We start from the raw sequence: 24,563 nt of genomic DNA on the forward strand, positions 1-24,563 counted from the left end.
CCTCGGCACCCCCAGCTTCGCCGACACCGCCGGCCGCACCAGCTCCGACCCGCACCACCTCCGGAACCATCAGTGACCCCCGCCGGCAAGCAGCCTTCCCAGATCATTTTCTAGTTCGGAGAAGACGTGGGGGACGCGGAGTGGATCGCCCAGCTGCTCGAGCACGGGCTGCTGACGCCCTCGTTCGTGCCGCCACCGCAGATCCGACACCTGCGGATGCTGACCCGGTACCGGGTGCAGCTGATGGGCGATCGGACCCGGGAGATGGTCCGGCTGAAGCTGATGCTGGAGGACGCCTCGATCAAGCTGTCCACGGTCGCCTCGTCACTGAAGACGGCCTCGGCGCGGGCGATAGTGGCGGCGATGATCGACGGCGAGACCGACGCCCGGGTGCTGGCCGAGATGGCTAAGGGCCGGATGCGGAAGAAGATCCCCGACCTCGCCCAACCACTGGAGGGCCACTTCGACGCCAACCACCCGCAGTTGGCCAGATCGATCCTGGACCGGCTCGACCGCGTCGAGCAGTCACTGGCCGAGCTCGACCAGGCGATCACTGCGGCGTGCGAACCGTGGGCGCACCATGACGAACGCCGGCGAAGAGGGCCTTCATTCGTCATCGCGCGACGCGGCCTGCAATGCGGCTCCGACACCCGCGACGCAGGACGTCGGGACCGGACCTTGAAGCGCCTTGCGCTTGTTGGAGGTGCGCTCATGGGATGTGGCTCCATTCGAGCGGTCGGCTGGTAGCCGGGCTGTTCCGGAGTTGTCGGTGTCGATGCCGCTGTCGCGCTTGAAGTGCCTCAACTTGGGGCAGCTGACGTCGTTGCTTCGATACCGGATTGTGCTTCTTCACCGGAACTGTCCGCGGATCGGTGCGCTCGGCTCGTCGATCAGTCGGGCATCTCGGCAGGGTCGGCCGGCAGGGGGTCGCTGGCCAGCGCGGACCGCTCGATGTCGTCATTGGCAGCAGCCCAGCTCGCCAGCAGGTTCAGCGCGTCCTGCGACGGCGAGTCGGGCTCGGCGGTGTAGATGAGCATTACCTGGCTGGGGTCCGCGCCCTGCGGGAAGGTCTCGAATGGCAGGTCGAGGTCGCCGACGACGGGGTGGCGGAGGAGCTTGACACCGGTGGTGTGCAGCCGGACGTTGTGAGCGGCCCATCGGCGACGGAAATCGTCGCTGCGAGTGGAGAGCTCCCCGACAAGGTCGGTCAGGCGCCTGTCGTAGAGATCGCGGCCGGCCTCGGCGCGCAGCATGGCGACGCAGTCGTTGGCGACCTGGTCCCATTCGCGGAAGAAGTCGGTTGCCTGCGGGTCGAGAAAGACGAACCGGATGTTGTTGGGAGGCCGCACCGAGTCGGAGTAGACCGGCGAGTACAGCGCGCGCCCGAGGTGGTTGGCGGCCAGGATGTCCCCTCGTCCACTGAGGACGAAAGCGGGCGTGCCGGTCATCGACTCGAGGACGCGCTGCACCGGGGGGCGTACGTGCTGCCCGGCCGGTCGGCGGCGCGGGGGACGGGTCGTGGCGGCGCCGCGCAGGAGGTCGAGCAGGTGGGTCCGCTCCGCCGCGTCGAGCTGTAGTGCGCGCGCGATCCCTTCGATCACGCTCTCGGATACGCCGGTGGCGTTGCCGCGCTCGAGCCGGGTGTAGTACTCGCTGGAGATGCCCGCGAGGAGCGCGACCTCCTCACGACGCAGACCGGCAACCCGCCGGCGCTCTCCGCCGTAGAGCGGCAGTCCGGCCTGTTCGGGGGTGACCCTGGCCCGCCGCGTTCCGAGGAATTCCCGGATCTCCGCGCGGAAGTCCTCGCGGATGTCGCGCTGACTGCCGTGAGGGTCGTTGTCTGCCATACGTCCCACACTACGAGCGCTTCTGCCGGATTGGGGGTCCCTGTGAGTGACCCCCTCATCCGGGACTCCCACGCTCCCGCGACAGCGGGTTCTCTTGAGGTGCGCCACCACGTACACACCGGGTGTCGGATACGGCGCCTGAAAGGAAAGCCCATGAGCAAGGTCATTCTCGTCACTGGCGCCGGACGCGGTCTGGGCAAGGACATCGCCCTTGAGGCCCTCGCCGCCGGTCACCAGGTGGTGGCCACTGGTCGCCGCCCCGAACAGGTCGAGACGATCCTTGGCGGATCCCAGGACAACCTGCTGGTCACGAAGCTTGACGTAACGCGCCCGGAGGACGGCGAGGCCGCCGTAAGGGCCGCCATCGACCGCTTCGGCCACATCGACGTCCTGATCAACAACGCAGGAAACCTCTTCACCGGCTACTTCGAGGAGATCTCACCCGCGCAGATGCGCCAGCAGTTCGAGACCAACCTCTTCGGCCCGATGAACGTCACCCGCGCTGTCCTCCCCGTCCTGCGGAAGCAGCGCGCCGGGCACATCATCACCATCACCTCGACTGCCGGACTAGTCGGCACGGAGTTCACCTCCGCCTATGCCGCTTCCAAGTTCGCGGAGGAAGGCTGGATGGAGTCGCTGCACCACGACGTCGCGCCGTACAACATCCACACCACCGCGGTGGAGCCCGGCTACTTCCGCACGGAGTTCCTTGGGGACGGCTCCACGAACTGGCCGGAACTAGCCATCGACGACTACGCGCCCCGGACCGCGCCGAGGATCGAGGGCATGAAGAGCATGAACGGCCAGCAGCCCGGCGACCCCACCAAGCTCGCCCGCGCTGTGCTCACCATCGCCCACCAGGACAAGCCACCGCGACGCTTCATCGCCGGAGCGGACGCCATCGGGGCGGTCGAAGCCAAGGCGAAGGAGCTCCTCGCCCAGGCCGAGGCCTCACGCGAGCTCGGCGACAGCCTGGCGTACGACGACGCCCGCACCTGAGCAGTACCTCGCAGATCCCAACCCCTCATCACCGAAAGGTCTTCTCATCATGTCCAAGGTTCTTCTTGTTGTCGGTCACCCCGATCTGTCCCAGTCGACGGCCAACTCCGCACTCGTGGACGCCGTCCGCGATCTGGCCAACGTCACCGTGCATGACCTCTACGCCACCTACCCGGACTTCAAGATCGACGTCGCCGCCGAGAAGGCTCTGCTCGCCGAGCACGACGTGATCGTCTTCCAGCACCCGGTGTACTGGTACAACACCACCCCATTGTTGAAGCAGTGGCAGGACCAGGTCTTCACCCTCGGCTGGGCCTTCACCATGGACGGCTCACCCTCGCAGCTGGCCGGCAAGAAGGCCATCGTCGCCGTCACCGCCGGCGTCCCGGCGGAGTACTACACCCCCGAAGGGCAGAACGGGACGACCCTCGAGGCCCTCCTGAGCAACTGGGGCGCGACGCTGCGGCTATGCCAGTTCGACATCCAGCCGATGATCACGCTGTACGGCACCGCCTTCGGCCTCTCCGAGGAGGACCTGTCCATGGCCGCCAAGGAGTACCACGAACTGCTCGCCTCCTTCGCCGCCTGACGACCCGAGGAACGTCCGGGCGACGCGGGTCCGTCGCCAGCCATCAGTCCCGGCTATGGGTGTAGGCGATGTACACGTCGCAGTGTGCCTTCTGGGCGACCTCGTTCGCGATGCTGCCGAGGATGCGGCCGACCCCCTGGACTCGCTTGTTGCCCACGACGATCATCGTGGCCGTCGCATCCTCGGCCGAGCGCAGGAGCGACTCGGCAGGCTTTCCGCGCGATGCGGTGGCGAGACCGCGCAGATCGGGATACCGATTCCTGAGCGTGCGGAGCGTCTCCTCCGCCAGGCCTTGCGCCGCTTCCTCGGTCGAGAACACGTACTCCCGACCGTCGGACTCAACGGCGTCCATCTCGAACTTCTCGTAGGCGCAGACGACGTGCAACTCGCCGTCCAGCGCCCGCGCGATCCGGGCCGCGGTCAGTGCTGCGTCCGCGGCGGTCGGGCTTCCGTCTACCCCGGCAACGATGACGTCGCTCATGGCTTGCTCCTTGTTGAGGCGTCGAGTGCTCCGTTGAACCAGTGTGATTCAGCATTATGCACGATGTTCACTTGTAAGTTCCGAACGGTTACGTATTATATTTCTGTGACACCGAGTGGCAACGACACACCGTCAGGTATCTTCGGGGACCTCGGCGTGTGGCTGTTGCGACATCTGCCGAGCGACGTGCTGATTAACGTCTCCCGTCAAAGCGAGGACCTGGGGTACGGCACGGTCTGGATAGCGGGCGGAGTTGAGCCCGGCGTCTTCGACGTGATCGAGAAGGTCCTGGATGCCACAGAGCGGATCACGGTGGCGACGGGCATCGTCAACCTCTGGGCAGAGACGCCGGAGACCGTGACGCGGGCCTGGCACCACCTCGAGGAACGTCACCCGGGTCGTCTCTATGTCGGGCTTGGGATCAGTCACGCGCCGCTGGTCGAGCAGCTGATGAACGTCGAGTACAGCAAGCCGTTGGCCAAGACCAAACTGTTCCTCGACGAGCTTGACGCCCAGGCGGATCCCCTTCCGCCTTCGCGGCGACTGATCGGAGCCCTGGGGCCGAAGATGCTCGAGCTCGCAGCGGAGCGGACGATGGGCGCCCACCCCTACCGCGTGTCGACGCGCAGCACTGCCCAGGCGCGCGAGCTGCTCGGCGACGCCTTCCTGGCCCCCGAGCTCGGCGCGATCCTCGAGCCGGACCTGGATGCCGCACGCGCGATAGGGCGTTCCTCGATCGAGTACTACCTACAGCTGCCCAACTACACCAACAACTGGCTGCGGTCAGGATTCACCGCGGACGACTTCAGCCACGGCGGCAGCGACCGTCTCATCGACGCGCTCTTTGCTCTGGGCGACGTCGATGCGATCGCAGCGCGGGTCAAGGAGCATCGCGCTGCCGGCGCCGATCACGTGGCCTTCCAGGTGCTTGGCGATGACCCGGACCGCATCGCCGTCCTCCGCGTCCTGGCACACATCTAGGAGAACGCGATGGGCAAGCTGGACGGACGAGTCGCTCTGGTGACGGGCGCGGCCCGGGGCCAGGGGCGGAGCCACGCACATGCGCTTGCTGCCGAGGGAGCGCACGTGGCTCTGGTCGACATCTGTGAGCAGATCGCGACCGTTCCGTACGGCATGGCGACCGAGGATGACCTCGCGCGCACCCACATGGAGCTCGAGGAGCACGGCTCCAAGGTCTGGAGTCGCAAGGCTGACATGCGCGACCCAGACCAGATCGCGTCCGCCGTGGAGGACGTAACGGCCGAGTTCGGCGCGATCGACATCGCTGTCGTCAACCACGGCATCTACTCGCGCGGAGACTTCTGGACGCTGTCGGACGATGTGTGGCAGGACATGATCGATGTCAACCTGACCTCGGTGTGGCGCGTCCTCAAGGCCGTCTGCCCGGTCATGATCGAGCAACGATCAGGTTCGATCGTGGTCACCGCGTCGGTCAACAGCGTCGAAGCGAACCCCGGTTCCGCCCACTACACCGCGGCCAAGCACGGGGTCCTGGGACTGGTGAGGACCGCAGCGGTGGAGCTCGGCCCCCATCGTGTGCGGATCAACGCGATCATGCCTGGCTTCGTGGACACGCCGATGACCGACTGGCAGGGGACCTACGACCAGACGTCCGGCCACCAGGGTGGAACGCGCGAAGAGCACGAGAAGAACTCTCATCATTGGCACGTCATCGATGGACTGATCGAGCCTGGCGAGATCAGCGGGACCGTGGTGTTCCTGGCCTCGGACGACGCCCGGCGCGTCACCGGTGTCGGCATGCCCGTGGATGACGGACACCTGGTGCTGCCGGGCTTCAACAGCACTCCGTCGTGGTCGCACTGACAGATCCCAGGACGCAGCAGTCGGGTCCATCTCCGGACGGAGTGCCGCGTCTAGGGGGTCACTATCAGTGACCCCCTCAACAGGGACTCCTCCAGCTCCGGTCCGCCTGGTTCCGTAGAGGAAGTCACCGCGACCACGCAGTGGACATCCCAAGATCCACCCAGACGAGGAGATCACTCGCATGAGCGAGAAGAAGGTTTGGTTCGTCACCGGCGCCGCACGCGGACTGGGCGTCGACATCGCCAAGGCCGCCCTCGCGGCCGGACACGTGGTGGTGGCCACCGCCCGGAAGACCGACAGCGTCACGGCCGCGCTCGGCGCGCACGACGATCTGCTTGCGGTTGAGCTCGACGTCACCGATCCCGCCGCCGCGGATGCGGCCGTGGAGGCGAGCGTCGACCGATTCGGGCGCATCGACGTGCTGGTCAATAACGCCGGCAGCTTCAAGGCCGGGTTCTTCGAGGAGATCACCCCCGGGGACTTCCGGGCGCAGATCGAGACCACCCTGTTCGGCCCGGTCAACGTGACCCGGTCCGTCCTGCCGGTGATGCGGTCCCAACGCTCCGGCACGATCGTCACGATCTCCTCGACCGCCGGCATCAGCGCGGCAGGTGACTTCATGACCGCCTACGCCGCCTCGAAGTTCGGCGTGGAGGGATTCATGGAGAGCCTGACTTCCGAGGTAGCCCCGTTCGGAATCTGCACGATGCTCGTCGAGCCTGGCTTCTTCCGAACCGAGCTGCTGTCCCCGCTGTCCACGCAGTACGCCGCCCCCTCGATCGCGGACTATGCAGAGCGCACGACCGCGACGGTGGAAGCCTGGAAGGGCATGGATGGACAACAGGCCGGCGACCCTGCCAAGCTCGCTGCCGCTTTGGTCCAGCTTGCAGATCAGGATGAGCCGCCGCTGCGGTTCGTCGCCGGCTCGGACGCGGTCGAGGCAGTCGAGGCCAAGGCGGAGCTCCTCCTCGCCCAGGCGGATGCCTACCGCGAGCTGTCGGCGACCCTCGCCCGCGACGCCTGATCCATGCAGTCAACAGCCGAGGGAAGTGCACTGACATGTCATCGAGAGCCACCGACTCGGTCGCCGTGGTCACCGGTGCGAGCAGCGGGATCGGCGCAGCGACTGCACGTTGGCTCGCTAACCAGGCCGGAGCCTCGTACCCCCTGTTGGCGGCGCCTCCGGCGTCGCTAGCTGTGAGCAACTCCCCGAAAGGAAACCCCCATGCCGTTGACCGGCGACTATGAACCCAGTGCGTGGCCTGATGCCCGCGACCAGGTCGAGCTGTTCGAGAAGACGCAGGGCGCCGAGGGAAATACCTTGCTCGGCCTGCCGGTCGTCATCATCACCACGAGCGGCAAGCGCAGCGGCAAGCTGCGCAAGACGCCCCTCATGCGCGTCGAGCATGAGGGGCGGTACGCCGCCGTGGCCTCGGTGGGTGGCGCCCCCACCCACCCCGGTTGGTACCACAACATGTTGGCGTCGCCGCTGGTGGAGCTGCAAGACGGCGCGGTGCGCCAGGACTACACCGCACGCGAGCTCGACGGAGCGGAGCGGGAGACGTGGTGGGCGCGTGCCGTCGACGCGTTCCCCGACTACGCCGAGTATGCGGCGGCGACAACCCGAAAGATCCCGGTCATGCTCCTCGAGCCGCTGTCCTGACGGCTGATCAGCCTCGGGTCTCAGCGACTCACATCAGCGCGCGTCCCTAACCTCGGAAGGAGGTAGTGGCGCCCGATCGCGCGAGTACTGTGACGGACATCACGCTAGGCAGGTGAAGGACATGGAGGCAGGGCAGGCCGAGGCCGGCGCCGAGAACGCAATCGCTCGCTCGCTCGCCACGCTGCGCGCCCGGGCCGGGATCGACATGGCTTTCGGGGCGAAGGTGAATCCTGACGGCCGGGCGATGACGATCCTCCAGATCAGCGGCGGACTGACCCGCTCCCTGTCCGGGCTGATCATCACCAGCGGCGCCGGCCTCGGGGGCAAGACACTATTGCTGGGCCGGCCCGCCCTGGTGCGCGACTACCTCGCCGCCCAGGGCATCACTCACGTCTACGACCACGCGGTCGAGCAGGAGCGCCTCCGCACAGTGGCGGCACTGCCGGTCCGTGTCGGCAACGCTCCGAAGTACGTGGTCTACCTCGGCAACCGCAGGCCGCTCGAGCTCGGGGACCGCTGGCTCGACGCGCTGGCGCCACGGCTCGGCGAACTCGAACGCGAGCTGGCCGTCCAGGAGGAGCTCAACCGGCGGCTGCGCCAGCTCGCGGCTCCCACGCCGAACGAGCCACCGGCACTCAGCGAGGGCGAGCTCCGGGAGATCGCGAATGAGTTGGCCGCGCTGGCGGGGGAGGTCTTCGACGATGGCCTTAGGGCCCGTCTGCAGGCACTGCATCAGCGGGTGGCGCCGGACCACGCGGTCCCGCAGCATCGTCAGCCGACGGTTTTCCTGACCCCGCGGGAGACCGCGGTGCTGGAGCAGGTCGCTGCGGGCTGCAGCAACGCGGACGCCGCAGAGCGGCTCGGCCTGCTGCCGAACACCGTGAAGTCCTACCTCAAGTCGGCGATGCGCAAGCTCGACGTCAACAACAGGGTGCAGGCGATCGTCGCCGCCCGCGAGGCGGGCGTCATCCGCTGACGGCGAGATGCACCTTCAGCGGCGGTTCCGTCCTGGCCCTGACTTCCTCGAGGGTCACTTCGGGCGCCAATTCGACCAGCACCACCTCGCCGTCGACCAGGTCGAGGACGCACAAATCGGTGATGATCCGCTGCACCACGCGGAGGCCGGTCAGCGGCAGGCTGCACTCCTCGACGATCTTGGCGGAGCCGTCGCGGGCGACGTGCTCCATGAGAACCACGACCTTGCGGGCGCCGTGCACGAGGTCCATCGCGCCGCCCATGCCCTTGACCATCTTCCCGGGGATCATCCAGTTGGCGATGTCGCCATGGCGGGAGACCTGCATCGCGCCGAGGATCGCGGCGTCGATCTTGCCGCCCCGGATCATCCCGAAGCTGGTGGCGGAGTCGAAGAAGCTCGCACCCGGCCGCACCGTCACGGTCTCCTTGCCGGCGTTGATCAGGTCCGGGTGCTCGTCTCCGGCAAGGGGGTAGGCGCCGACACCGAGGATCCCGTTCTCGCTCTGTAGCACCAGCTCCACGTCGTCGGGCACGTAGTTCGGCACCAGGGTCGGCAGCCCGATGCCGAGGTTCACGTACATGCCGTCGGCCAGCTCGCTCGCCGCCCGCGCCGCCATCTGCTCCCGGCTCCAGCTCACGCCCGCACCGTCCTCTTCTCGATCCGCTTGGTCGCTGCCTGCTCCGGGGTCAGCAGCACCACCCGCTGCACGAACACCCCCGGCGTGTGGACCTGGTTCGGGTCGATCTCGCCCGGCTCCACCAGATGCTCCACCTCCGCGATCGTGACCCGACCGCTCATCGCGGCCAACGGGTTGAAGTTGCGCGCGGAGTCGCGGTAGACGAGGTTGCCATGGCGGTCGCCCTTCCAGGCGCGGACCAGCCCGAAGTCCGCGGTGATCGCCCGCTCCAGCAAGTACTCGGTGCCGTCGAACTCTTGAGTCTGCTTCGGCGGGGACGCGACCACCACGTTGCCGGATCTGTCGTACCGCCAAGGAAGACCGCCGGAGGCGACCTGGGTGCCCATGCCGGTGGCGGTGAAGAACGCCGGGATCCCGGAGCCGCCCGCGCGCATCCGCTCGGCGAGCGTGCCCTGCGGCGTCAACTCCACCTCGAGCTCGCCAGCGAGGTACTGCCGCGCGAACTCCTTGTTCTCCCCGACGTACGACGCGATGATCCGACGCAGCCGTCCGGCCGCGAGAAGGCGTCCCAGACCCCAGTCATCGACGCCGGCGTTGTTGGAGACCAGCTCGAGGTCGTCCACGCCAGCCTCGAGAAGTGCCTCGATCAAGGTTGACGGGATCCCGCAGAGGCCGAAGCCGCCCACGGCGAGGGTGCGGCCGCTACCGACGTCGGCGACCGCCTCCGCGGCAGATCCGAATACCTTGTCCATCTCAGCCCTCTCCGTCGCTAGGCTCGACCTCGAAGAGCCGAGCGCCCAGGGACACCTGGTCGCCGGTAGCCGCGCCGACGGACACCACGGTCCCCGCGTACGGCGCGCGGAGGGCGACCTCCATCTTCATCGCCTCCACGACGCCCAGGACGTCGCCCTCGGCGATCACCTGCCCGGCGGTGACGCGCACCTCCAGGACGGTGCCGGGCATCGGCGCCACGACGCTGCCGCCGGCGGCACCGGGTCCCTGGTCGTTGACCCGGTCGGGCCGGGTGAAGACGAACCGTTGAGCCTGGTGTACCACCTCGACCCGGTCGCCCCGGACCACCGTGATGGCATCCGCGGCCGGGGGCTTGTCCAGCACGACATCCTCGTCGAAGGTGATGACCGGTGGGCTCGGCGGGGAGCCTAGGCGGAAGCCGTCCGAGGCGTACGGGCCGGCGGCGGTGTGGTGGGCGTCGAACCACGCCCAGGCGGCAGCCAGGCGGGCCGGCTCCGGCGAAGGTGCCGGCACCTCGTGCCGGTCGAGCCAGGCGGTGTCGATGGTGGCGTCACGGAACTCGGCGCTCGCGGCTAGCGCACGCAGGAAGCCCGTGTTCGTGGTGAGGCCCAGGATCGCGGTGCCGTCCAGAGCCGCGACCAGCCCGAGCCGGGCGGACTCGCGATCGGGCCCGTGCACGATCACCTTGCCGAGCATCGGGTCATACGACGTGCTGACGACCTGCCCGCTCTCCAGCGCGTGGTCCACGCGGATGCCTGGACCGCTCGGCCAGTGCACCTGGGTCGCCCTGCCGGCCTGCGGCAGGAACCCGCCGAAGGCGTCCTCGGCGTAGACGCGTGCCTCGATCGCATGCCCCTCGGAGCGGACCTGCTCCTGCGAGATGCCCACCGGCTCGCCGGCGGCCACCCGCAGCTGCAGCTCGACGAGGTCCAGCCCGGTGATCGCCTCGGTGACCGGGTGCTCCACCTGCAGGCGGGTGTTCATCTCCAGGAAGTAGAACTCCCCGGTCTCGGCGTCGAGGAGGTACTCCACGGTCCCGGCGCCGACGTACCCGACCTGCTGGGCGAGCGCCACGGCCGAGGCGGTGAGCTCAGCGCGGGTCTCGGGGGAGATGGTCGGGGCGGGCGCCTCCTCGAGCACCTTCTGGTGCCGCCGCTGCGTGGAGCAGTCGCGCTCCCACAGGTGCAGCACGGTGCCGTGCGCGTCGCCCATCACCTGCACCTCGAGGTGGCGGCCGGACTCGACGTACTTCTCGATCAGCATCGTGTCGTCGCCGAACGCGCTCGCCGCCTCGCGGCGGGCTGCCGCGACGGCCTCGGGGAACTCGGCGGCCGAGCGGCACACCCGCATGCCCTTGCCGCCGCCACCGGCGGCAGCCTTCACCAGCACCGGGTAGCTGAACGTGGAGGGGTCGTCGTCCAGCGAGTACGACGGCACCACCGGGACCCCTGCGGCCACCGCGACCTCGCGGGCGGCGTCCTTGCGGCCCATCTGCTCCATCACCGCGGCGCTCGGCCCGGCCAGCGTGATGCCCTTGTCCTCCAGGGCGGTCGCGAAGGCGGCCCGCTCGGAGAGGAAGCCGTAGCCGGGGTGCACGATGTCGGTGCCGGTCTCGACGGCTGCCGCGACGACCGCGTCCACGTCGAGGTAGGACGGCACCCGGACCGCGACGTCGGCGGCGCGCACGTGCGGGGCGCGGGCGTCGAGGTCGGTGTACAGGGCGATGGTGCGCAGGCCCATCGCCTTCGCGGTGCGGAAGACCCGCAGCGCGATCTCGCCGCGGTTCGCGACCAGGACTGATCTCACGAGAGCCTCACATTCGGAAGACGCCGTAGGACGGCGCCTCGATCGGGACGTTGGCCGCGGCGGCCAGGCCCATGCCCAGCACCCGCCGCGTCTCCGCCGGGTCGATGACGCCGTCGTCCCACAGCCGTGCCGTGGCGTAGTACGGCGAGCCCTGGGCCTCGAACTTCTCGCGGATCGGGGCCTTGAACGCCTCGACCTCCTCGTCGCTGTGCAGGTCGGTCCGCACGGTCGCCAGGACCGACGCGGCCTGTTCGCCGCCCATCACCGAGATCCGCGCGTTCGGCCACATCCAGAGGAACCGCGGGTCGTAGGCCCGGCCGCACATGCCGTAGTTGCCGGCGCCGTACGAGCCGCCGATGACGACGGTGAACTTCGGCACCACCGAGCAGGCGACGGCGGTGACGAGCTTGGCGCCGTCCCTGGCGATGCCGCGGTTCTCGTAGTCGCGGCCGACCATGAAGCCGGTGATGTTCTGCAGGAAGACCAGCGGGATCCTGCGCTGGTTGCACAGCTCGATGAAGTGCGCGCCCTTGAGCGCGGACTCGCTGAAGAGGATGCCGTTGTTGGCGACGATGCCGACGGGATAGCCGTGGATCTTCGCGAACCCGCAGACCAGCGTCTCGCCGTAGAGCTTCTTGAACTCGTGGCAGCGCGAGCCGTCGACGATGCGGGTGATCACCTCGCGCACGTCGTACGGCGTCCGGGTGTCGGTCGGTACGACGTCGTAGATCGTGGCCGGCGCCTCGAGCGGCGCCTCGAGCGGCTCCTCGACGTCCTCGTCCGGGACGAGGGAGGGCTCGACGGGCGGGAAGGTGTCCACGATCGACCGGACGATCTCGAGCGCGTGCGCGTCGTCCTCGGCCAGGTGGTCCACGACGCCGGACCTGCGGGCGTGCACGTCACCGCCACCGAGGTCCTCGGCGGTGACAACCTCGCCGGTCGCGGCCTTCACCAGCGGCGGGCCGCCGAGGAAGATCGTGCCCTGCTCCTTGACGATCACGGTCTCGTCCGACATCGCCGGCACGTAGGCGCCGCCGGCCGTGCACGACCCCATCACCGCGGCGACCTGCGGCACCCCGCGGGCCGACAGGTTGGCCTGGTTGAAGAAGATCCGGCCGAAGTGCTCGCGGTCGGGGAAGACCTCGTCCTGCATCGGCAGGAACGCGCCGCCGCTGTCGACCAGCGCGATGCAGGGCAGCCGGTTCTCGGCGGCGATCGCCTGCGCGCGCAGGTGCTTCTTGACCGTCATCGGGTAGTAGGTGCCGCCCTTCACCGTGGCGTCGTTGGCGATCACCATCACCTCGCGGCCGTGAACCCGGCCGATGCCCGTGACGATGCCGGCGCTCGGGACGGCGTCGTCGTACATCCCGTTGGCGGCCAGCGCGCTCAGCTCGAGGAAGGGGCTGCCTGGGTCGAGCAGCCGGTCGACCCGCTCGCGGGCGGTGAGCTTGCCGCGCTCGTGGTGCTTCTGGCGGGCCATCTCGGAGCCACCGAGGCGCACCCGGGCGAGCCGGTCGCGGAGGTCCTGGACGAGGTCGGAGAGGTGCTCCATCACTGGGCTCCTGTCGCCGCGGCCAGGCGGAGGATCCGCTCGGCCTGCTGGAAGATCGGGCCGTCGACCATCCGGCCCTCGAAAGTGGTCACGCCCCGGTCGTCGCCGACGTACGCGAGCAGCCGCTCGGCCCAGTCGACCCGCTCCGCGGCGGGGGAGTACGACGCCCGGATGACGTCGACCTGCCTGGGGTGGATCGCGACCGTCGCGTCGAAGCCGACCGCGACCGCGTCCTCGCACTCGGCGGCCAGTCCGTCGATGTCGTCGATGTCCATGTGCACGGCGTCCAGGGCGAGCCGACCGTTCGCCTTCGCCGCGACGAGCGCGCGGGAGCGGGCGCAGCGGGCGACGTCGCGGTAGGTGCCGTCCGGCTTGCGGCTCCCGGTGCCGCCGAGGCCCGCGACGAGGTCGTCGGCCCCCCACATGAGGGCGACGACGTTCGCGGCCGCGGCCAGCTCGACGGCCCGCTCGATGCCGAGCGGGGTCTCGACGAGCACGACGACCTCGTGCGGGAGTGCGGCGAGGAGGGCGGGGTCCTCGGACTTGGCGAGCATGAGGCGGGGCAGACCCAGGGAGGAGGCCAGGCGCACGTCCGCCTCATGCTCGGAACTGGAAGTGGCGTTGATGCGCACCACGGTGCGGGCCGCGTCGAAGGTGCCACCGGCGACGATGGCCTGGAGGGCGTCCCGGGCCGCCGGCTTGTTCGCCGGCGCCACCGCGTCCTCGAGGTCGAGGATCACCACGTCGGCGGCGGCCAGGGCCTTGGCGTAGCGCTCAGGGCGGTCAGCAGGGCAGAAGAGCCAGGCCGGGCCGGGCGTCCAGTCACTCATCGGGAGCCATCCGGACCAGGGTCTTCCGGGTCGCGACGGCGACCACCTCGCCCTTCTGGTTGCGGGCAGTGTGCTGCAGCGTCACCACGCCCTCGCCGGGGCGGCTCTTCGACTCGCGCTTGTCCAGGACCAGGGTCTCGCCGTAGAGCGTGTCGCCATGGCGCACCGGGGCCGGGAAGGAGATCTCGGTGAAGCCCAGGTTCGCCACGATCGTGCCCAGCGTGAGCTGCGAGACCGACTGCCCGACCAGGGTCGACAGGGTGAACATCGAGTTGACCAGCCGGTCGTGGAACGGCGGCAGCTGCTCACTGGCGGCCTGGTCCAGGTGGAGCGGCTGGGTGTTCATCGTCAGCGTCGTGAACAGCACGTTGTCGGCCTCGGTGACCGTGCGGCCGGGCCGGTGCTCGTAGACCGTGCCGACCTCGAACTCCTCGAACCACAGGCCGCGCTGGGTGATCCGCTTGCGCTCTTCGGTCATGGTCACTCCACCGGGAGGCCGAGGCCGCGGGCGATCAGCATGCGCTGCACCTCGCTGGTGCCCTCGCCGATCTCGAGGATCTTGGCGTCGCGGTAGAACCGGGCCACGGGGTACTCCTCCATGAAGCCGTAGCCTCCGAAGACCTGGGTCGCGATGCGGGTGGCGGTGACCGCGGACTCGGTGGCGTAGAGCTTCGCGACGGCGGCGGCCTGCTTGAACTCCTTCATCGGGGCGCCGTTGTCCTTCATGGCGGCGGCCTTGTAGGTGAGCAGGCGGGAGGCCTGCAGCATCACCTCGAGGTCGGCGATCTTGAAGGCGACGCCCTGCTTGCGTCCGATCGGGCCGCCCATCGTCTGGCGCTCGTTGGCGTAGCGGACGCACTCGTCCAGGCAGGCCTGGATCAGGCCGACCGCGAGCGCGGCGATCGCGACCCGCCCGTCGTCGAGGATGGCCAGGAACTGCGCGAAGCCGCGGCCCCGCTCGCCGAGGAGGTTCTCGGCCGGGACCCGGCAGCCGGTGAAGGTCAGCGGGTGGGTGTCGGAGATGTGCCAGCCGAGCTTGTCGTAGGCCGGCTCGACGATGAACCCGGGCGTGCCGTTGGGCACGATGATCGCGGAGATCTCGGCCGAGCCGTCCTCCCGCGTGCCGGTGCGGGCGGTCACGGTGACCAGCGAGGTCATCTCGGAGCCCGAGTTGGTGATGAACTGCTTGCTGCCGTCCACGACCCACTCGTCGCCGTCGCGCACGGCCTTGGTCCTCGTCGCGCCGGCGTCGGAGCCGGCGCCCGGCTCGGTGAGGCCGAAGCCCGCCAGCCGCTGGCCGCTCACGAGGTCGGGCAACCACTGCTGCTTCTGCTCGTCGGTGCCGAAGGTCAGGATCGGGTTGATGCCCAGGCCGACGGCCGCCTCCAGGGTGATGCCGAGCGACTGGTCGACCCGACCGATCTCCTCGATCGCCACGCACAGCGAGGTGAAGTCGGCCCCGGCGCCGCCGTACTCCTCGGGGGTGGTGAGGCCCATCAGCCCGAGCTCGCCCATCGACTGCACCACGTCGACGGGGAAGTGGTGCGCCTTGTCCCACTCGGCCACGTGCGGGCCAATCTCCTTCTCGGCGAAGTCATGGACGACCTTCCGGAAGTCCTCGTGCTCGGGCGACAGCGCGAATCCGGTCATGACAGCCCCAGTTCCTTCGTCGTCTGCTCGCGCATCTGAACCTTGCGGATCTTTCCGGTCACGGTCATGGGGAACTCCTCGACGACCTTCACGTAGCGCGGGATCTTGTAGTGGGCCAGCTTCCCGGTGGCGAACGCGCGCACGGCTTCGGCGTCGATCGGCCCAGCGCCGGCCCGCAGCTTGACCCAGGCGCACAGCTCCTCGCCGTACTTTTCGTCAGGTACGCCGATCACCTGGACGTCCTCGACGTCGGGGTGGGTGTAGAGGAACTCCTCGATCTCGCGCGGATAGATGTTCTCGCCGCCGCGGATCACCATGTCCTTGATCCGACCGACGATGTTGCAGTAGCCGTCCTCCCGCATTACTGCTAGGTCGCCGGTGTGCATCCAGCCGTCGGCGTCGATGGCCTCAGCGGTCTTCTCCGCGTCTTCCCAGTAGCCCAGCATCACGCTGTAGCCACGGGTGCAGAACTCGCCCGGGGTGCCGCGAGGGACGTTCTCGCCGGTGCCGGGGTCGACGATCTTGATCTCCACGTGGGGGTGCACCCGACCGATGCTGCTGGTGCGTCGCTCGAGGTCGTCGTCCGATCGTGTCTGGCACGACACCGGCGAGGTCTCGGTCATGCCGTAGGCGATGGACACCTCGGACATGTGCATCTCGTTGACGCAGCGTTTCATGACCTCGACCGGGCAGACCGAGCCGGCCATGATCCCGGTGCGCAGCGACGAGAGGTCGTACGACGCGAACTCGGGGTGGTTCTGCATCGCGATGAACATCGTGGGCACGCCGTACACGGCGCTGCACTTCTCGTCCTGGACGGTCTGCAGCGTCACGCCGGGATCGAACCCGGGACCGGGGATCACCATCGCGGCCCCGTGGCTGGTGCAGCCGATGTTGCCCATCACCATCCCGAAGCAGTGGTAGAAGGGCACCGGGATACAGAGCCGGTCCTGTTCGGTGAGATGGATCGTCTCGGTGGTGAAGTAGCCGTTGTTGAGGATGTTGCGATGGCTCAGGGTGGCGCCCTTGGGGAAGCCGGTCGTCCCGCTCGTGTACTGGATGTTGATCGGGTCGCTGGGGCTGAGTTCGTAGTCCAAGTGGTCGGCGAGCCGCTCGCCGCGTCCGCTCACGAGCAGCGTGTCCCACTCCGGCTGGCCGAGGAAGACGATCTGTTCCAGGGTGGGGCAGTCGTCGCGGACCTCGGCGATCATCGCCTGGTAGTCGCTGGTCTTGAAGTCCGTTGCGGAGATCAGCAGCCGCACCCCAGACTGGGTGAGCGCGTACTTCAGCTCGTGGGTGCGGTAGGCCGGGTTGACATTGACGAGGATGGCGCCGATCTTGGCGGCGGCGTACTGCACCATCGTCCACTCGGCGCAGTTCGGCGCCCAGATCCCGACTCGGTCGCCCTTGGTGATGCCAGCCGAGCGGAGGCCGACCGCAAGCGAGTCCACCTCGCGGTCGAGCTCGGCGTAGGTCCAGCGCCGACCCGTGGCGACCTCGACCAGCGCCTCCCGGTCCCCGAACCGTGCGACGGTGCGCTCGAAGTTGGCGCCGATCGTCTCCTCGAGCAGGGGAGTGCCGACCTCGCCGGCGTCGTACGACTCCATGATCAGTCCTCTCTCCGTCTGGGGTGCTTCGACCAGACTCACGCGTTTGCCGGGTCCGTCGTCAGCGGGACGGGCGACTCGTTCGTGACGTCGAGCGCGCGGTCCTTGGTCTCCTTCATCATGAGCAGGCACACGGCGCTGATGACGGCGTTGACGGTGAGGAAGTAGCCGATGCCCTCGGGACCCCACTTCGCGATGAGGTCGTCTCCGATGACGAGCGGCAGTGCGCCGCCGAGCACGCCGGCGAGGTTGTAGGCCAGGCCGGCGCCGGTGTAGCGGTAGCGGGCCTGGAACTGCTCGGGGAGGTACGCCGCCATCGGGCCGTAGCTGACGCCGAGCACGACCAGCAGCAGGCACATCGCGAGCACGTAGCGGCCGTAAGAGCCCGGCTCCATCGTCGCGAAGGCGATTGGGCCAGCTGCCAGGGCGACCACCATGCCGGTCATCAGCACGGCCTTGCGGCCGATCACGTCTGAGAGGATCGCGGAGCCGATGACCGCGACCGACATGACCGCGCCGGCGATGATCAGGGCGAAGAGGATCTGGTTGAAGGTCAGGCCCACGACCTGGATGCCGTAGCCGGGGAGGAACGCCACACCGGTGTAGAAGGCGGCGAAGACCGTCGACATGATGCCAGCGCCAAGCAGGATCTGGCGCCACTGGTCGCGGATGCAGTCACCGAAGGGCAGGCGCACCTCGGCCTTCTGCTCCTTGATCTTCGCGAACGACGGAGTCTCGGCGATCTTGAGCCGCACCCACATGCCGACGGCGACAAGGACCAGGCTCACCAGGAAGGGCAGCCGCCAGGCCCACGAGACGAAGGCGTCCTGGCCGAGGGTGTTGAGGAAGAGCAGCATGACGCTGGCGGCGAGGATCAGGCCGACGCTCGGCCCGAGCTGGGGGAACGTCGCGTAGGCGCCGCGCTTCTTCGCCCCGGCGTGCTCCGTCGTGAGCAGTGCGGCACCAGCCCACTCGCCACCGAGCGCGAAGCCTTGGAGGGCACGGAGGGTAACCAGCAGGGCGACCGCGACGACGCCGATCGAGGTGGCGCTGGGCAGCAGGCCGATCGCAAAGGTCGACAGGCCCATGATCAGGAGCGTGGTCACCAGGGTCACCTTGCGCCCGATCCGGTCACCGAAGTGGCCGAAGACGATCGCGCCGAGCGGACGGAAGACGAACGCGACGCCGAAGGTTGCGATCGAGGCCCAGGTGCCCTCGGCCCCGCCGTACTCGGGGAAGAAGACGGCATTGAAGACCAGCCCTGCGGCGAGGCCGTAGATCAGGAAGTCATAGAACTCGATGGTGGTGCCTGCCAAGGAGGCAGCGGCGACGCGAGCCATGGAGGTGTTGCTCGTGGGAGTGCTCATGCCGATGAGTGTGGGGACCGTCACACGATCACCGGTACCTCCCAAAGTGGGTGCCTAGCCCGTCACCTGGTCGCTGGTCAGAGAGGCGCTGGTCAGAGAGGTAGGTGGGAAACGGTCTGCGCTGGCCGTGCCTCGCGATGCACGACACCGAACATGAGGATGACGGCGAGCCCCGTCGCGCACAGCATGACCGCAGCCATCGGCGCGGCAGTCGCGCTCCCGAACGCCCCGACGAGCGGCGCGACCAGACCGCCGAGGCCGTACTGCACACAGCCCAACACCGCGGCTGCCGTCCCGGCAGTGTCACCGTGATCGGAAAGCGCCAGGGCAGGCGTGTTGGGAAACGCCAGAGCCGCTGTTGACACCACCAGCGCCATGCAGATGATCACAGCAGCCAGGCCACCCCATCCGGTGAGCGCCGCCACCAGCAAGGCGCCAGCTGCAGCCATCTCTGCCACGAGCGCGCCGCTCAGGACCTGCCGCACCGAGAACACCCGCAGCATGAGTGGGTTGAGCTGGCAGGTCAGGACCAGGACTACCGCATTCATGCCGAACACGAGTCCAAACATCGTCGAGTCCAGTCCGTACCCCTCTTGCAGTACGAATGACGCACCGGCGACGTACGCGAACATCCCCGCCATCATCAAGCCGCCGATCAGGGTCAAGGCGACGAACATCCGATCGTTCGCCAGGGTCCGATACGTCGACAGGGTCGAGCTGATCGTCGCCGGCTGTCGACGCTCGACGGGTAGGGTCTCGCGGATGCCGACGGTGGCCAGTGCGATCAGCAGGACTCCGATCCCGGCAAGCACGATGAAGATTCCGCGCCAGGACGTGAAGGTCAGGACGAGGCTTCCGAGAGACGGCGCCAGAATCGGCGCCAGACCCATCACCAGCATCAATCGAGACATCATGCGCGCCACGGCGACGCCCTCGAGGAGATCGCGCACGATCGCCACGGCAACGACTGCCACAGCTGCACAGGAAAGTCCCTGCATTACGCGCACCACCGCCAGAACCGCGATGGTGGGTGCAAGAGCGCACAATATCGAGGCACCCGCGTGTGCACACAGTCCCGCGATCAACGGTCGACGGCGCCCGAAAGAGTCGGACAAGGGGCCAACCACGAGCTGGCCGATGCCGAGGCCGAGGAGCATGCCCGTCAGCGTCAGCTGGACTGCGGAGTCACTAGCAGCCAGGTCGTCACCGATCTGTGGCAGGGCCGGGAGATAGGTGTCCACGGTCAACGGCCCGATGGCGATCATCGAGCCGAGCAGAAGCACCAGCTGAACTTGTCGGGTGCTCCCCTGCGTTGTCGGAGTGGATGTTGCGTCGGAAGAGCACCGCGCGGAGGACATGCAATATATGATAGATCAACTACGATCAGGCCGATGGCGTGGGCATCCTCCGTTGGTCGATCTCAATCACAGGATGGGGAGCTCGATGGATATAGGGATCTCTGTGTTCCCGACCGATCAGACCATCGGTGTCGTGGATCTCGCTCGCGAGATCGAACGGCGTGGGTTCGAGTCTCTGTGGCTGACCGAGCACACTCACATTCCCGTCCACCGTGCTCCGAATTCGCCGGCCGGTGGCGACCTCGCAGAGTTCTATGCCCGCACGCTCGACCCTTTCGTCGGGCTGACCGCGGCCGCTATGGCAACCTCACGGATTCGTCTCGGATTCGGCATCCTGTTGATCGTTCAGCGCGAGCCCATCGCCACCGCGAAGGCGCTTGCGAGCCTTGATCGCATCTCGGGCGGCCGGCTCATGTGCGGGGTGGGCGCCGGCTGGATTCCGGAGGAGATCGCCAATCACGGCACGATCCCATCGAGCCGCTTCAAGGTGTTGAGGGAACGCGTTCTGGCGATGCGCGAGATCTGGACCGAGGACGAAGCCGAGTACCACGGCGACTTCGTCGACTTTGATCCGATCTGGTCCTGGCCGAAGCCGCTGCAGAGACCCTTCCCACTGTTCATCGGTGGCAACACGGCCAACACGCTCAGGCGTGTCATCGAGGCCGGCGAGGGATGGTTCCCGGTCGGGAACGACCCCGCAGCTCGACCTCAACTGATCGAGCAGATCGCGGAGTTCCGACGGATGTGCGAGGAGGCAGGGCGTGGGCATCTGCCCGTGACGATCTACGGGCCGGAGCCGTCCCTCGCCGCGCTGGACGAGCTCCGCGCCGGTGGCGTGGACCGGGTCGTGCTGACCCTGAGCCAGGAATCGACCGATGCCGCAAGGGCTGACCTCGACAGCTTCGCTCGTCTGTTGGACTGAGGACGGACACCGAGGTCGTCACCCGTGCGTGAAGCGCTCACGATGCCGGGTGACCCAATCGGCGAACGACCCCGGTGCTCGGCCCAGGAGGTCGGAGACCGTGCGGGTGAGCATAGACTCATCGAGCCCGCCGCGGCGGTAAAGAGCGAAGAATGCGTTCACGATCGGCTCAGGATTGTCGCGGAGCAGGTGTGCGCGAGTGTCCTGGTCGTTGAGCGGGACCCCGCGGAGTGGAATACCGGTCTGGGTGGACACCGTGGCGAGCTGCTCTGCAGGCAGAAGGGCTTCCGGACCAGTCACTCGATAGGCGTTGCCGGCATGTCCTGGCTCCGTCAGGGCCAGTGCAGCGATCTCACCGAGGTCGCGCGGATCGACACATGCCACTGCCAGGTCTGGGAACGGCAGCCGCACGTCCCCGCCCGAGTTGATCTCTGGAACCCAGCGCAGCGCATTGCTGCAGAAGCTCTGCGGCCTGAGAAACGTCCAGTTCAATCCTGACTCCGCGACAGCTTCTTCCGCGCGCAGGTGATAGGACGTGAGGGCGTTGTCGTGCGTGCGATGTTCCGCTGCTGCCGCCGAGAGGAGCACGGCATGCCGGACGTTGTGCTCCCGTGCCAGCCGCAAGAGACGCGTGAGCCCGCGATGGCCAGCCATCACGAACATCCCCTGGATCGCAGCCAGGTCAATGCCCAGCGTCGTCGGGTCCGCGATATCAGCGACGATGCTCGTCGCCCCGGGTGGGAGGCTCCTCCCTGGTCGACGAACGGGGGCGACCACGTGGTGGCCGCGAGCCAGCAGTGCTGCCACCACCTCGGAGCCCACGTTCCCGTGCGCACCCACGACTAGAAAGTTTTCGCTTCGCATGCGGGTTGCCCTCCCAGCGGGCCGGGCCTTGGCGAGTCTGGCAATCTCGAAAGGTCGTGTTCTGACGTATCGTACATTATGTTTAGGTCGATGCGAGATGCTCGCACGCCAAATAGCGGAGGTCGCCCATGCGTGTCGTTCTGATCGGCGGGACGGGCCACATCGGGAGCTACTTGGTTCCACGCCTCGTGCGGCGCGGGCACGACGTCGTCAGCCTGAGTCGTGGCTCTCGCCGTCCATATGTCGAGGACCCGGCTTGGGAGGTCGTGGAGCAGGTCACGGTCGATCGCGAGGACCGTGATGCGGAGGGCACCTTTGCAGGGTTGGTGAAGGATCTCGAGCCCGAGGTCGTCATCGACCTGCTGTGCTTCACGCTCGACTCCGCTGTTGCCCTGGTCGAGGGCCTCCGAGGTCATATTGATCACTTGGTTCACTGCGGATCGGTATGGATCCACGGCCCCAGCCTGCGCGCGCCGATCCTCGAGTCGAACGAGTCGGCCCCGTTCGGCCAGTACGGAATCGAGAAGGCGAGGATCGCCTCGATGCTCAGCCACGAGACGGCAAGCGGAGGGATGGTGACGACATCGTTGCATCCTGGCCACATCAGCGGACCCGGCTGGGCAGTCATCAACGCTGTCGGCAACACGGATCACACAGTTTGGGAGCGACTCGCAGCCGGCCAGGTCCTTGATATTCCGGGACTCGGTGCCGAGATGATGGCCCACGTCCACGCCGACGACGTGGCGCAGGCGTTCTCCCTCGCGGTTGAGCATCGCGATGCGGCGGCTGGCGAGTCGTTCCACGTCGCAGCAGCTTCCGCGCTGACGGTGCGCGGCCTTGCCGAGCTCGCAGCCGGGTGGTTCGGCCAGGCGGTAGAGCTCCGGTCGGTGAGCTGGGAAGAGTTCGGTGCAGCTACAACCGCGGAATTCGCCGAGGCGAGCTGGGACCACCTGATCCGGAGCCACCACGTCTCGATCGCGAAGGCAGAGCGGCTGCTCGGCTATCGGCCGGCGTACGCACCGGAGGAGGCGGTCAAGGAGGCCGTGCGATGGCTCGTTGACCACGGACGGATCGCTACCACGAGCTCGATGCATGACTGAGGTCCGGAGCGTCGTCGACATCGCCCGGATCTCGCACCTGTCCGACCGCCAGCACGAAGATCCAGGAGTGGAACGATGACAGCGACCTATGACTTCGCGAACCAGGTGGCGCTAGTAACCGGCGCCAGCTCTGGCATCGGCCTGGCGACGGCACGCGGATTCGCCGACGCCGGCGCCGCCGTGGTGCTGGCCGACATCAACGAGGAGGCTCTTGCTGCGGCCTCGGGGGACATGAAGGCCGCTGGGCGCGAGGTGACGGCGCTGCTCTGTGACGTCTCGGACGAGGTGCAGGCGGCGGCCATGGTCGAGCAGACGGTCTCGACCTATGGCCGACTCGACATGGCCGTCAACAACGCAGGGATCCTCGGTTTCACCGGTGACGTTGCGGCCGAGTCGGGGGAGAGCTTCGACCTCACGACTGCGATCAACCTACGAGGCGTGTGGACCTGCATGAAGCACGAGCTGCTGCAGATGGCGGAGCAAGGCAGCGGGTCGATCGTCAACATCTCATCGCTGGCCGGGCTCGTGGGGGCGGCCCAGCGCGGGTCCTACGTCGCCGCCAAGCACGGCGTCGTCGGGCTGACCAAGAGCGCCGCGCTGGACTATGCGGGGCGGGGCATCCGGGTCAACGCCGTGTGCCCGGGCGTGGTCGCTACCCCGATGAACGTCGACATCGCCCAGCATCACCCCGAGCTGATCGAGGAGACCATGCGCGAGCAGCCCATCGGCCGGTTGGGCACGCCTGAGGAGGTCGCTGGATCCGTCCTGTGGCTGTCGAGCTCGGCGGCGAGCTTCGTCCTAGGGGTGGCGTTGCCCGTGGACGGCGGGTTCGTCGCCCACTGACGCCTGTGGGGCCCGGCTGTCCTCACTCTGGCCATCTCACGCATCATGCATTATGTTTGACAACGGGTGAGTCGCCAGGCCACCTCTCTAGGGAAGAGGCGCTCGTGATGGACAACAAGCTGGCCGGCACCGTCGCTGTCGTCACAGGCGCGAGCAGCGGCATCGGTGCTGCCACCGCTCGACGGCTGTCGGAGCACGGCGCCGCGGTCGTCTTGGTCGCCCGGCGTCGCGAGCGGCTGGATGCACTGGTCGCCCAGATCGGCGAAGCCGGCGGTGCCGCGTTGGCCATCGAGGCGGACCTGGCGGTTCGAGAGCACGCCTCGCGTGCCATCCAAGAGGCGGTCGACCACTACGGCCGTCTCGACATCCTGGTCAACAACGCGGGTCTCATGCTGCTGGGTCCGGTCGTCGGGGCCGACACCGATGAGTGGGACCGCATGTTGGCCATCAACGTGCAGGGCCTGATGTACGCCACGCACGCGGCGCTGCCCCACTTGCTCGCTGCGGCGGAGGATGGCCTCCGCGAGGTAGCCGACATCGTGAACGTCGGCTCGATCGCTGGTCGTCTGGCTTGGAGGGGGTACGCGGCCTACAACACCACCAAGTTCGGTGTGCACGCGTTCAGCGAGGCGCTGCGCCAAGAGGTGACGCGGCGACATGTCCGGGTCGGCCTGCTCGAGCCAGGCGCCGTGGCGACCGAGCTCGTCTCGCACAACTCGGCCGAGGTCCGCAAGGAGATGACTGACGCCTTCGATGCCCGGGTCGAGAAGCTCGAGGCCGAGGACATCGCCGACGGCATCGCCTACATGGTGACACGCTCACACCGGACCACGATTGCCGACATGCTGATCCTCCCGACCGAGCAGGACTGACC

25 protein-coding genes are annotated in these 24,563 nt (G+C 67.9%); 12 read left to right on the forward strand and 13 right to left on the reverse strand.

Going from position 1 to position 24,563, the window contains the following annotated elements; genetic code table 11:
- Positions 1 to 126 precede the first annotated feature (126 nt).
- Positions 127 to 747 (forward strand): IS110 family transposase, encoded by a 621-nt coding sequence (locus D0Z08_RS27730; protein ID WP_245994579.1) that lies wholly within the window; start codon positions 127 to 129, stop codon positions 745 to 747.
- A gap of 143 nt (positions 748 to 890) precedes the next feature.
- On the opposite strand, the gene D0Z08_RS27735 is transcribed toward D0Z08_RS27730, so the two are convergent.
- The gene (locus D0Z08_RS27735) at positions 891 to 1,847 is read right to left on the reverse strand and encodes a helix-turn-helix domain-containing protein (RefSeq protein WP_118928538.1); all 957 of its coding nucleotides are present in this window, start codon (positions 1,845 to 1,847) and stop codon (positions 891 to 893) included.
- A gap of 153 nt (positions 1,848 to 2,000) precedes the next feature.
- Between D0Z08_RS27735 and D0Z08_RS27740 the strand changes: the two genes are divergently transcribed.
- Both D0Z08_RS27740 and D0Z08_RS27745 read left to right on the forward strand, forming a co-directional pair.
- Complete coding sequence (locus D0Z08_RS27740) at positions 2,001 to 2,846, forward strand: SDR family oxidoreductase (protein WP_118928539.1); 846 nt, start codon at positions 2,001 to 2,003, stop codon at positions 2,844 to 2,846.
- A gap of 49 nt (positions 2,847 to 2,895) precedes the next feature.
- Positions 2,896 to 3,435, forward strand: a complete 540-nt coding sequence (locus D0Z08_RS27745) for an NAD(P)H-dependent oxidoreductase (protein WP_118928540.1) — start codon at positions 2,896 to 2,898, stop codon at positions 3,433 to 3,435.
- Between the two features lie 43 nt (positions 3,436 to 3,478).
- On the opposite strand, the gene D0Z08_RS27750 is transcribed toward D0Z08_RS27745, so the two are convergent.
- A complete protein-coding gene (locus D0Z08_RS27750; protein ID WP_118928541.1) occupies positions 3,479 to 3,916 on the reverse strand; it encodes a universal stress protein in 438 nt (145 codons plus the stop codon).
- A 33-nt stretch (positions 3,917 to 3,949) separates the two neighbouring features.
- On the opposite strand from D0Z08_RS27750, the gene D0Z08_RS27755 reads away from it, so the two are divergent.
- The 5 genes from D0Z08_RS27755 to D0Z08_RS27780 all read left to right on the forward strand — a co-directional run bounded on the left by D0Z08_RS27755 (position 3,950) and on the right by D0Z08_RS27780 (position 8,400).
- Entirely contained in the window at positions 3,950 to 4,897 is a 948-nt protein-coding gene (locus D0Z08_RS27755) for an LLM class F420-dependent oxidoreductase (protein WP_220454402.1), read from the forward strand.
- A 9-nt stretch (positions 4,898 to 4,906) separates the two neighbouring features.
- The gene (locus D0Z08_RS27760) at positions 4,907 to 5,761 is read left to right on the forward strand and encodes a mycofactocin-coupled SDR family oxidoreductase (RefSeq protein WP_118928543.1); all 855 of its coding nucleotides are present in this window, start codon (positions 4,907 to 4,909) and stop codon (positions 5,759 to 5,761) included.
- 181 nt (positions 5,762 to 5,942) lie between these two features.
- Positions 5,943 to 6,785, forward strand: coding sequence for an SDR family NAD(P)-dependent oxidoreductase (locus tag D0Z08_RS27765; protein WP_118928544.1), 843 nt, complete (start codon positions 5,943 to 5,945; stop codon positions 6,783 to 6,785).
- A 201-nt stretch (positions 6,786 to 6,986) separates the two neighbouring features.
- Complete coding sequence (locus tag D0Z08_RS27775; RefSeq protein WP_118928546.1) at positions 6,987 to 7,424, forward strand: nitroreductase family deazaflavin-dependent oxidoreductase; 438 nt, start codon at positions 6,987 to 6,989, stop codon at positions 7,422 to 7,424.
- 121 nt (positions 7,425 to 7,545) lie between these two features.
- On the forward strand, positions 7,546 to 8,400 hold the full coding sequence (locus D0Z08_RS27780; RefSeq protein ID WP_118928547.1) for a helix-turn-helix transcriptional regulator: 855 nt from the start codon (positions 7,546 to 7,548) through the stop codon (positions 8,398 to 8,400).
- On the opposite strand, the gene D0Z08_RS27785 is transcribed toward D0Z08_RS27780, so the two are convergent.
- The 10 genes from D0Z08_RS27785 to D0Z08_RS27830 form a co-directional block, all read right to left on the reverse strand.
- On the reverse strand, positions 8,390 to 9,037 hold the full coding sequence (locus D0Z08_RS27785; protein WP_118928548.1) for a CoA transferase subunit B: 648 nt from the start codon (positions 9,035 to 9,037) through the stop codon (positions 8,390 to 8,392). The two genes, D0Z08_RS27780 and D0Z08_RS27785, sit on opposite strands and share 11 nt — an antisense overlap.
- Entirely contained in the window at positions 9,034 to 9,789 is a 756-nt protein-coding gene (locus D0Z08_RS27790; protein ID WP_118928549.1) for a CoA transferase subunit A, read from the reverse strand. Before D0Z08_RS27790 ends, D0Z08_RS27785 begins: the two co-directional genes overlap by 4 nt.
- 1 nt (position 9,790) lies before the next feature.
- On the reverse strand, positions 9,791 to 11,596 hold the full coding sequence (locus tag D0Z08_RS27795; protein ID WP_245994581.1) for an acetyl/propionyl/methylcrotonyl-CoA carboxylase subunit alpha: 1,806 nt from the start codon (positions 11,594 to 11,596) through the stop codon (positions 9,791 to 9,793).
- 7 nt (positions 11,597 to 11,603) lie between these two features.
- Positions 11,604 to 13,148 carry a carboxyl transferase domain-containing protein gene (locus D0Z08_RS27800; protein ID WP_118928550.1) on the reverse strand — a complete coding sequence of 515 codons (1,545 nt, stop codon included), beginning with the start codon at positions 13,146 to 13,148 and terminating at the stop codon, positions 11,604 to 11,606.
- Positions 13,148 to 13,978, reverse strand: a complete 831-nt coding sequence (locus tag D0Z08_RS27805; RefSeq protein WP_118928551.1) for an HpcH/HpaI aldolase/citrate lyase family protein — start codon at positions 13,976 to 13,978, stop codon at positions 13,148 to 13,150. Before D0Z08_RS27805 ends, D0Z08_RS27800 begins: the two co-directional genes overlap by 1 nt.
- The gene (locus D0Z08_RS27810) at positions 13,971 to 14,456 is read right to left on the reverse strand and encodes a MaoC family dehydratase (RefSeq protein ID WP_182481517.1); all 486 of its coding nucleotides are present in this window, start codon (positions 14,454 to 14,456) and stop codon (positions 13,971 to 13,973) included. Before D0Z08_RS27810 ends, D0Z08_RS27805 begins: the two co-directional genes overlap by 8 nt.
- A gap of 2 nt (positions 14,457 to 14,458) precedes the next feature.
- Positions 14,459 to 15,628 (reverse strand): acyl-CoA dehydrogenase family protein, encoded by a 1,170-nt coding sequence (locus tag D0Z08_RS27815; RefSeq protein WP_118928553.1) that lies wholly within the window; start codon positions 15,626 to 15,628, stop codon positions 14,459 to 14,461.
- Positions 15,625 to 17,235 (reverse strand): AMP-binding protein, encoded by a 1,611-nt coding sequence (locus D0Z08_RS27820; protein ID WP_118928554.1) that lies wholly within the window; start codon positions 17,233 to 17,235, stop codon positions 15,625 to 15,627. The genes D0Z08_RS27815 and D0Z08_RS27820 overlap by 4 nt, the downstream gene beginning before the upstream one ends.
- Before the next feature lie 38 nt (positions 17,236 to 17,273).
- Positions 17,274 to 18,602 (reverse strand): MFS transporter, encoded by a 1,329-nt coding sequence (locus D0Z08_RS27825; RefSeq protein WP_220454404.1) that lies wholly within the window; start codon positions 18,600 to 18,602, stop codon positions 17,274 to 17,276.
- A gap of 92 nt (positions 18,603 to 18,694) precedes the next feature.
- Entirely contained in the window at positions 18,695 to 19,885 is a 1,191-nt protein-coding gene (locus tag D0Z08_RS27830) for a multidrug effflux MFS transporter (RefSeq protein WP_245994583.1), read from the reverse strand.
- 178 nt (positions 19,886 to 20,063) lie between these two features.
- Between D0Z08_RS27830 and D0Z08_RS27835 the strand changes: the two genes are divergently transcribed.
- Positions 20,064 to 20,882 (forward strand): LLM class F420-dependent oxidoreductase, encoded by an 819-nt coding sequence (locus D0Z08_RS27835; RefSeq protein ID WP_220454405.1) that lies wholly within the window; start codon positions 20,064 to 20,066, stop codon positions 20,880 to 20,882.
- 18 nt (positions 20,883 to 20,900) lie between these two features.
- Here the strand turns inward: D0Z08_RS27835 and D0Z08_RS27840 are convergent, their stop codons facing one another.
- On the reverse strand, positions 20,901 to 21,746 hold the full coding sequence (locus D0Z08_RS27840; protein WP_118928558.1) for an NAD(P)H-binding protein: 846 nt from the start codon (positions 21,744 to 21,746) through the stop codon (positions 20,901 to 20,903).
- A gap of 128 nt (positions 21,747 to 21,874) precedes the next feature.
- Here D0Z08_RS27840 and D0Z08_RS27845 point away from each other — a divergent pair, with 128 nt between their 5' ends.
- The 3 genes from D0Z08_RS27845 to D0Z08_RS27855 all read left to right on the forward strand — a co-directional run bounded on the left by D0Z08_RS27845 (position 21,875) and on the right by D0Z08_RS27855 (position 24,561).
- A complete protein-coding gene (locus D0Z08_RS27845; protein WP_118928559.1) occupies positions 21,875 to 22,846 on the forward strand; it encodes an NAD-dependent epimerase/dehydratase family protein in 972 nt (323 codons plus the stop codon).
- A gap of 75 nt (positions 22,847 to 22,921) precedes the next feature.
- Positions 22,922 to 23,689, forward strand: coding sequence for an SDR family NAD(P)-dependent oxidoreductase (locus D0Z08_RS27850; RefSeq protein WP_118928560.1), 768 nt, complete (start codon positions 22,922 to 22,924; stop codon positions 23,687 to 23,689).
- 107 nt (positions 23,690 to 23,796) lie between these two features.
- The gene (locus tag D0Z08_RS27855; RefSeq protein WP_118928561.1) at positions 23,797 to 24,561 is read left to right on the forward strand and encodes an SDR family NAD(P)-dependent oxidoreductase; all 765 of its coding nucleotides are present in this window, start codon (positions 23,797 to 23,799) and stop codon (positions 24,559 to 24,561) included.
- Positions 24,562 to 24,563: the final 2 nt, after the last annotated feature.

Origin of the sequence: Nocardioides immobilis (genome assembly GCF_003515065.1) — a bacterium.
Classification (GTDB): domain Bacteria; phylum Actinomycetota; class Actinomycetes; order Propionibacteriales; family Nocardioidaceae; genus Nocardioides; species Nocardioides immobilis.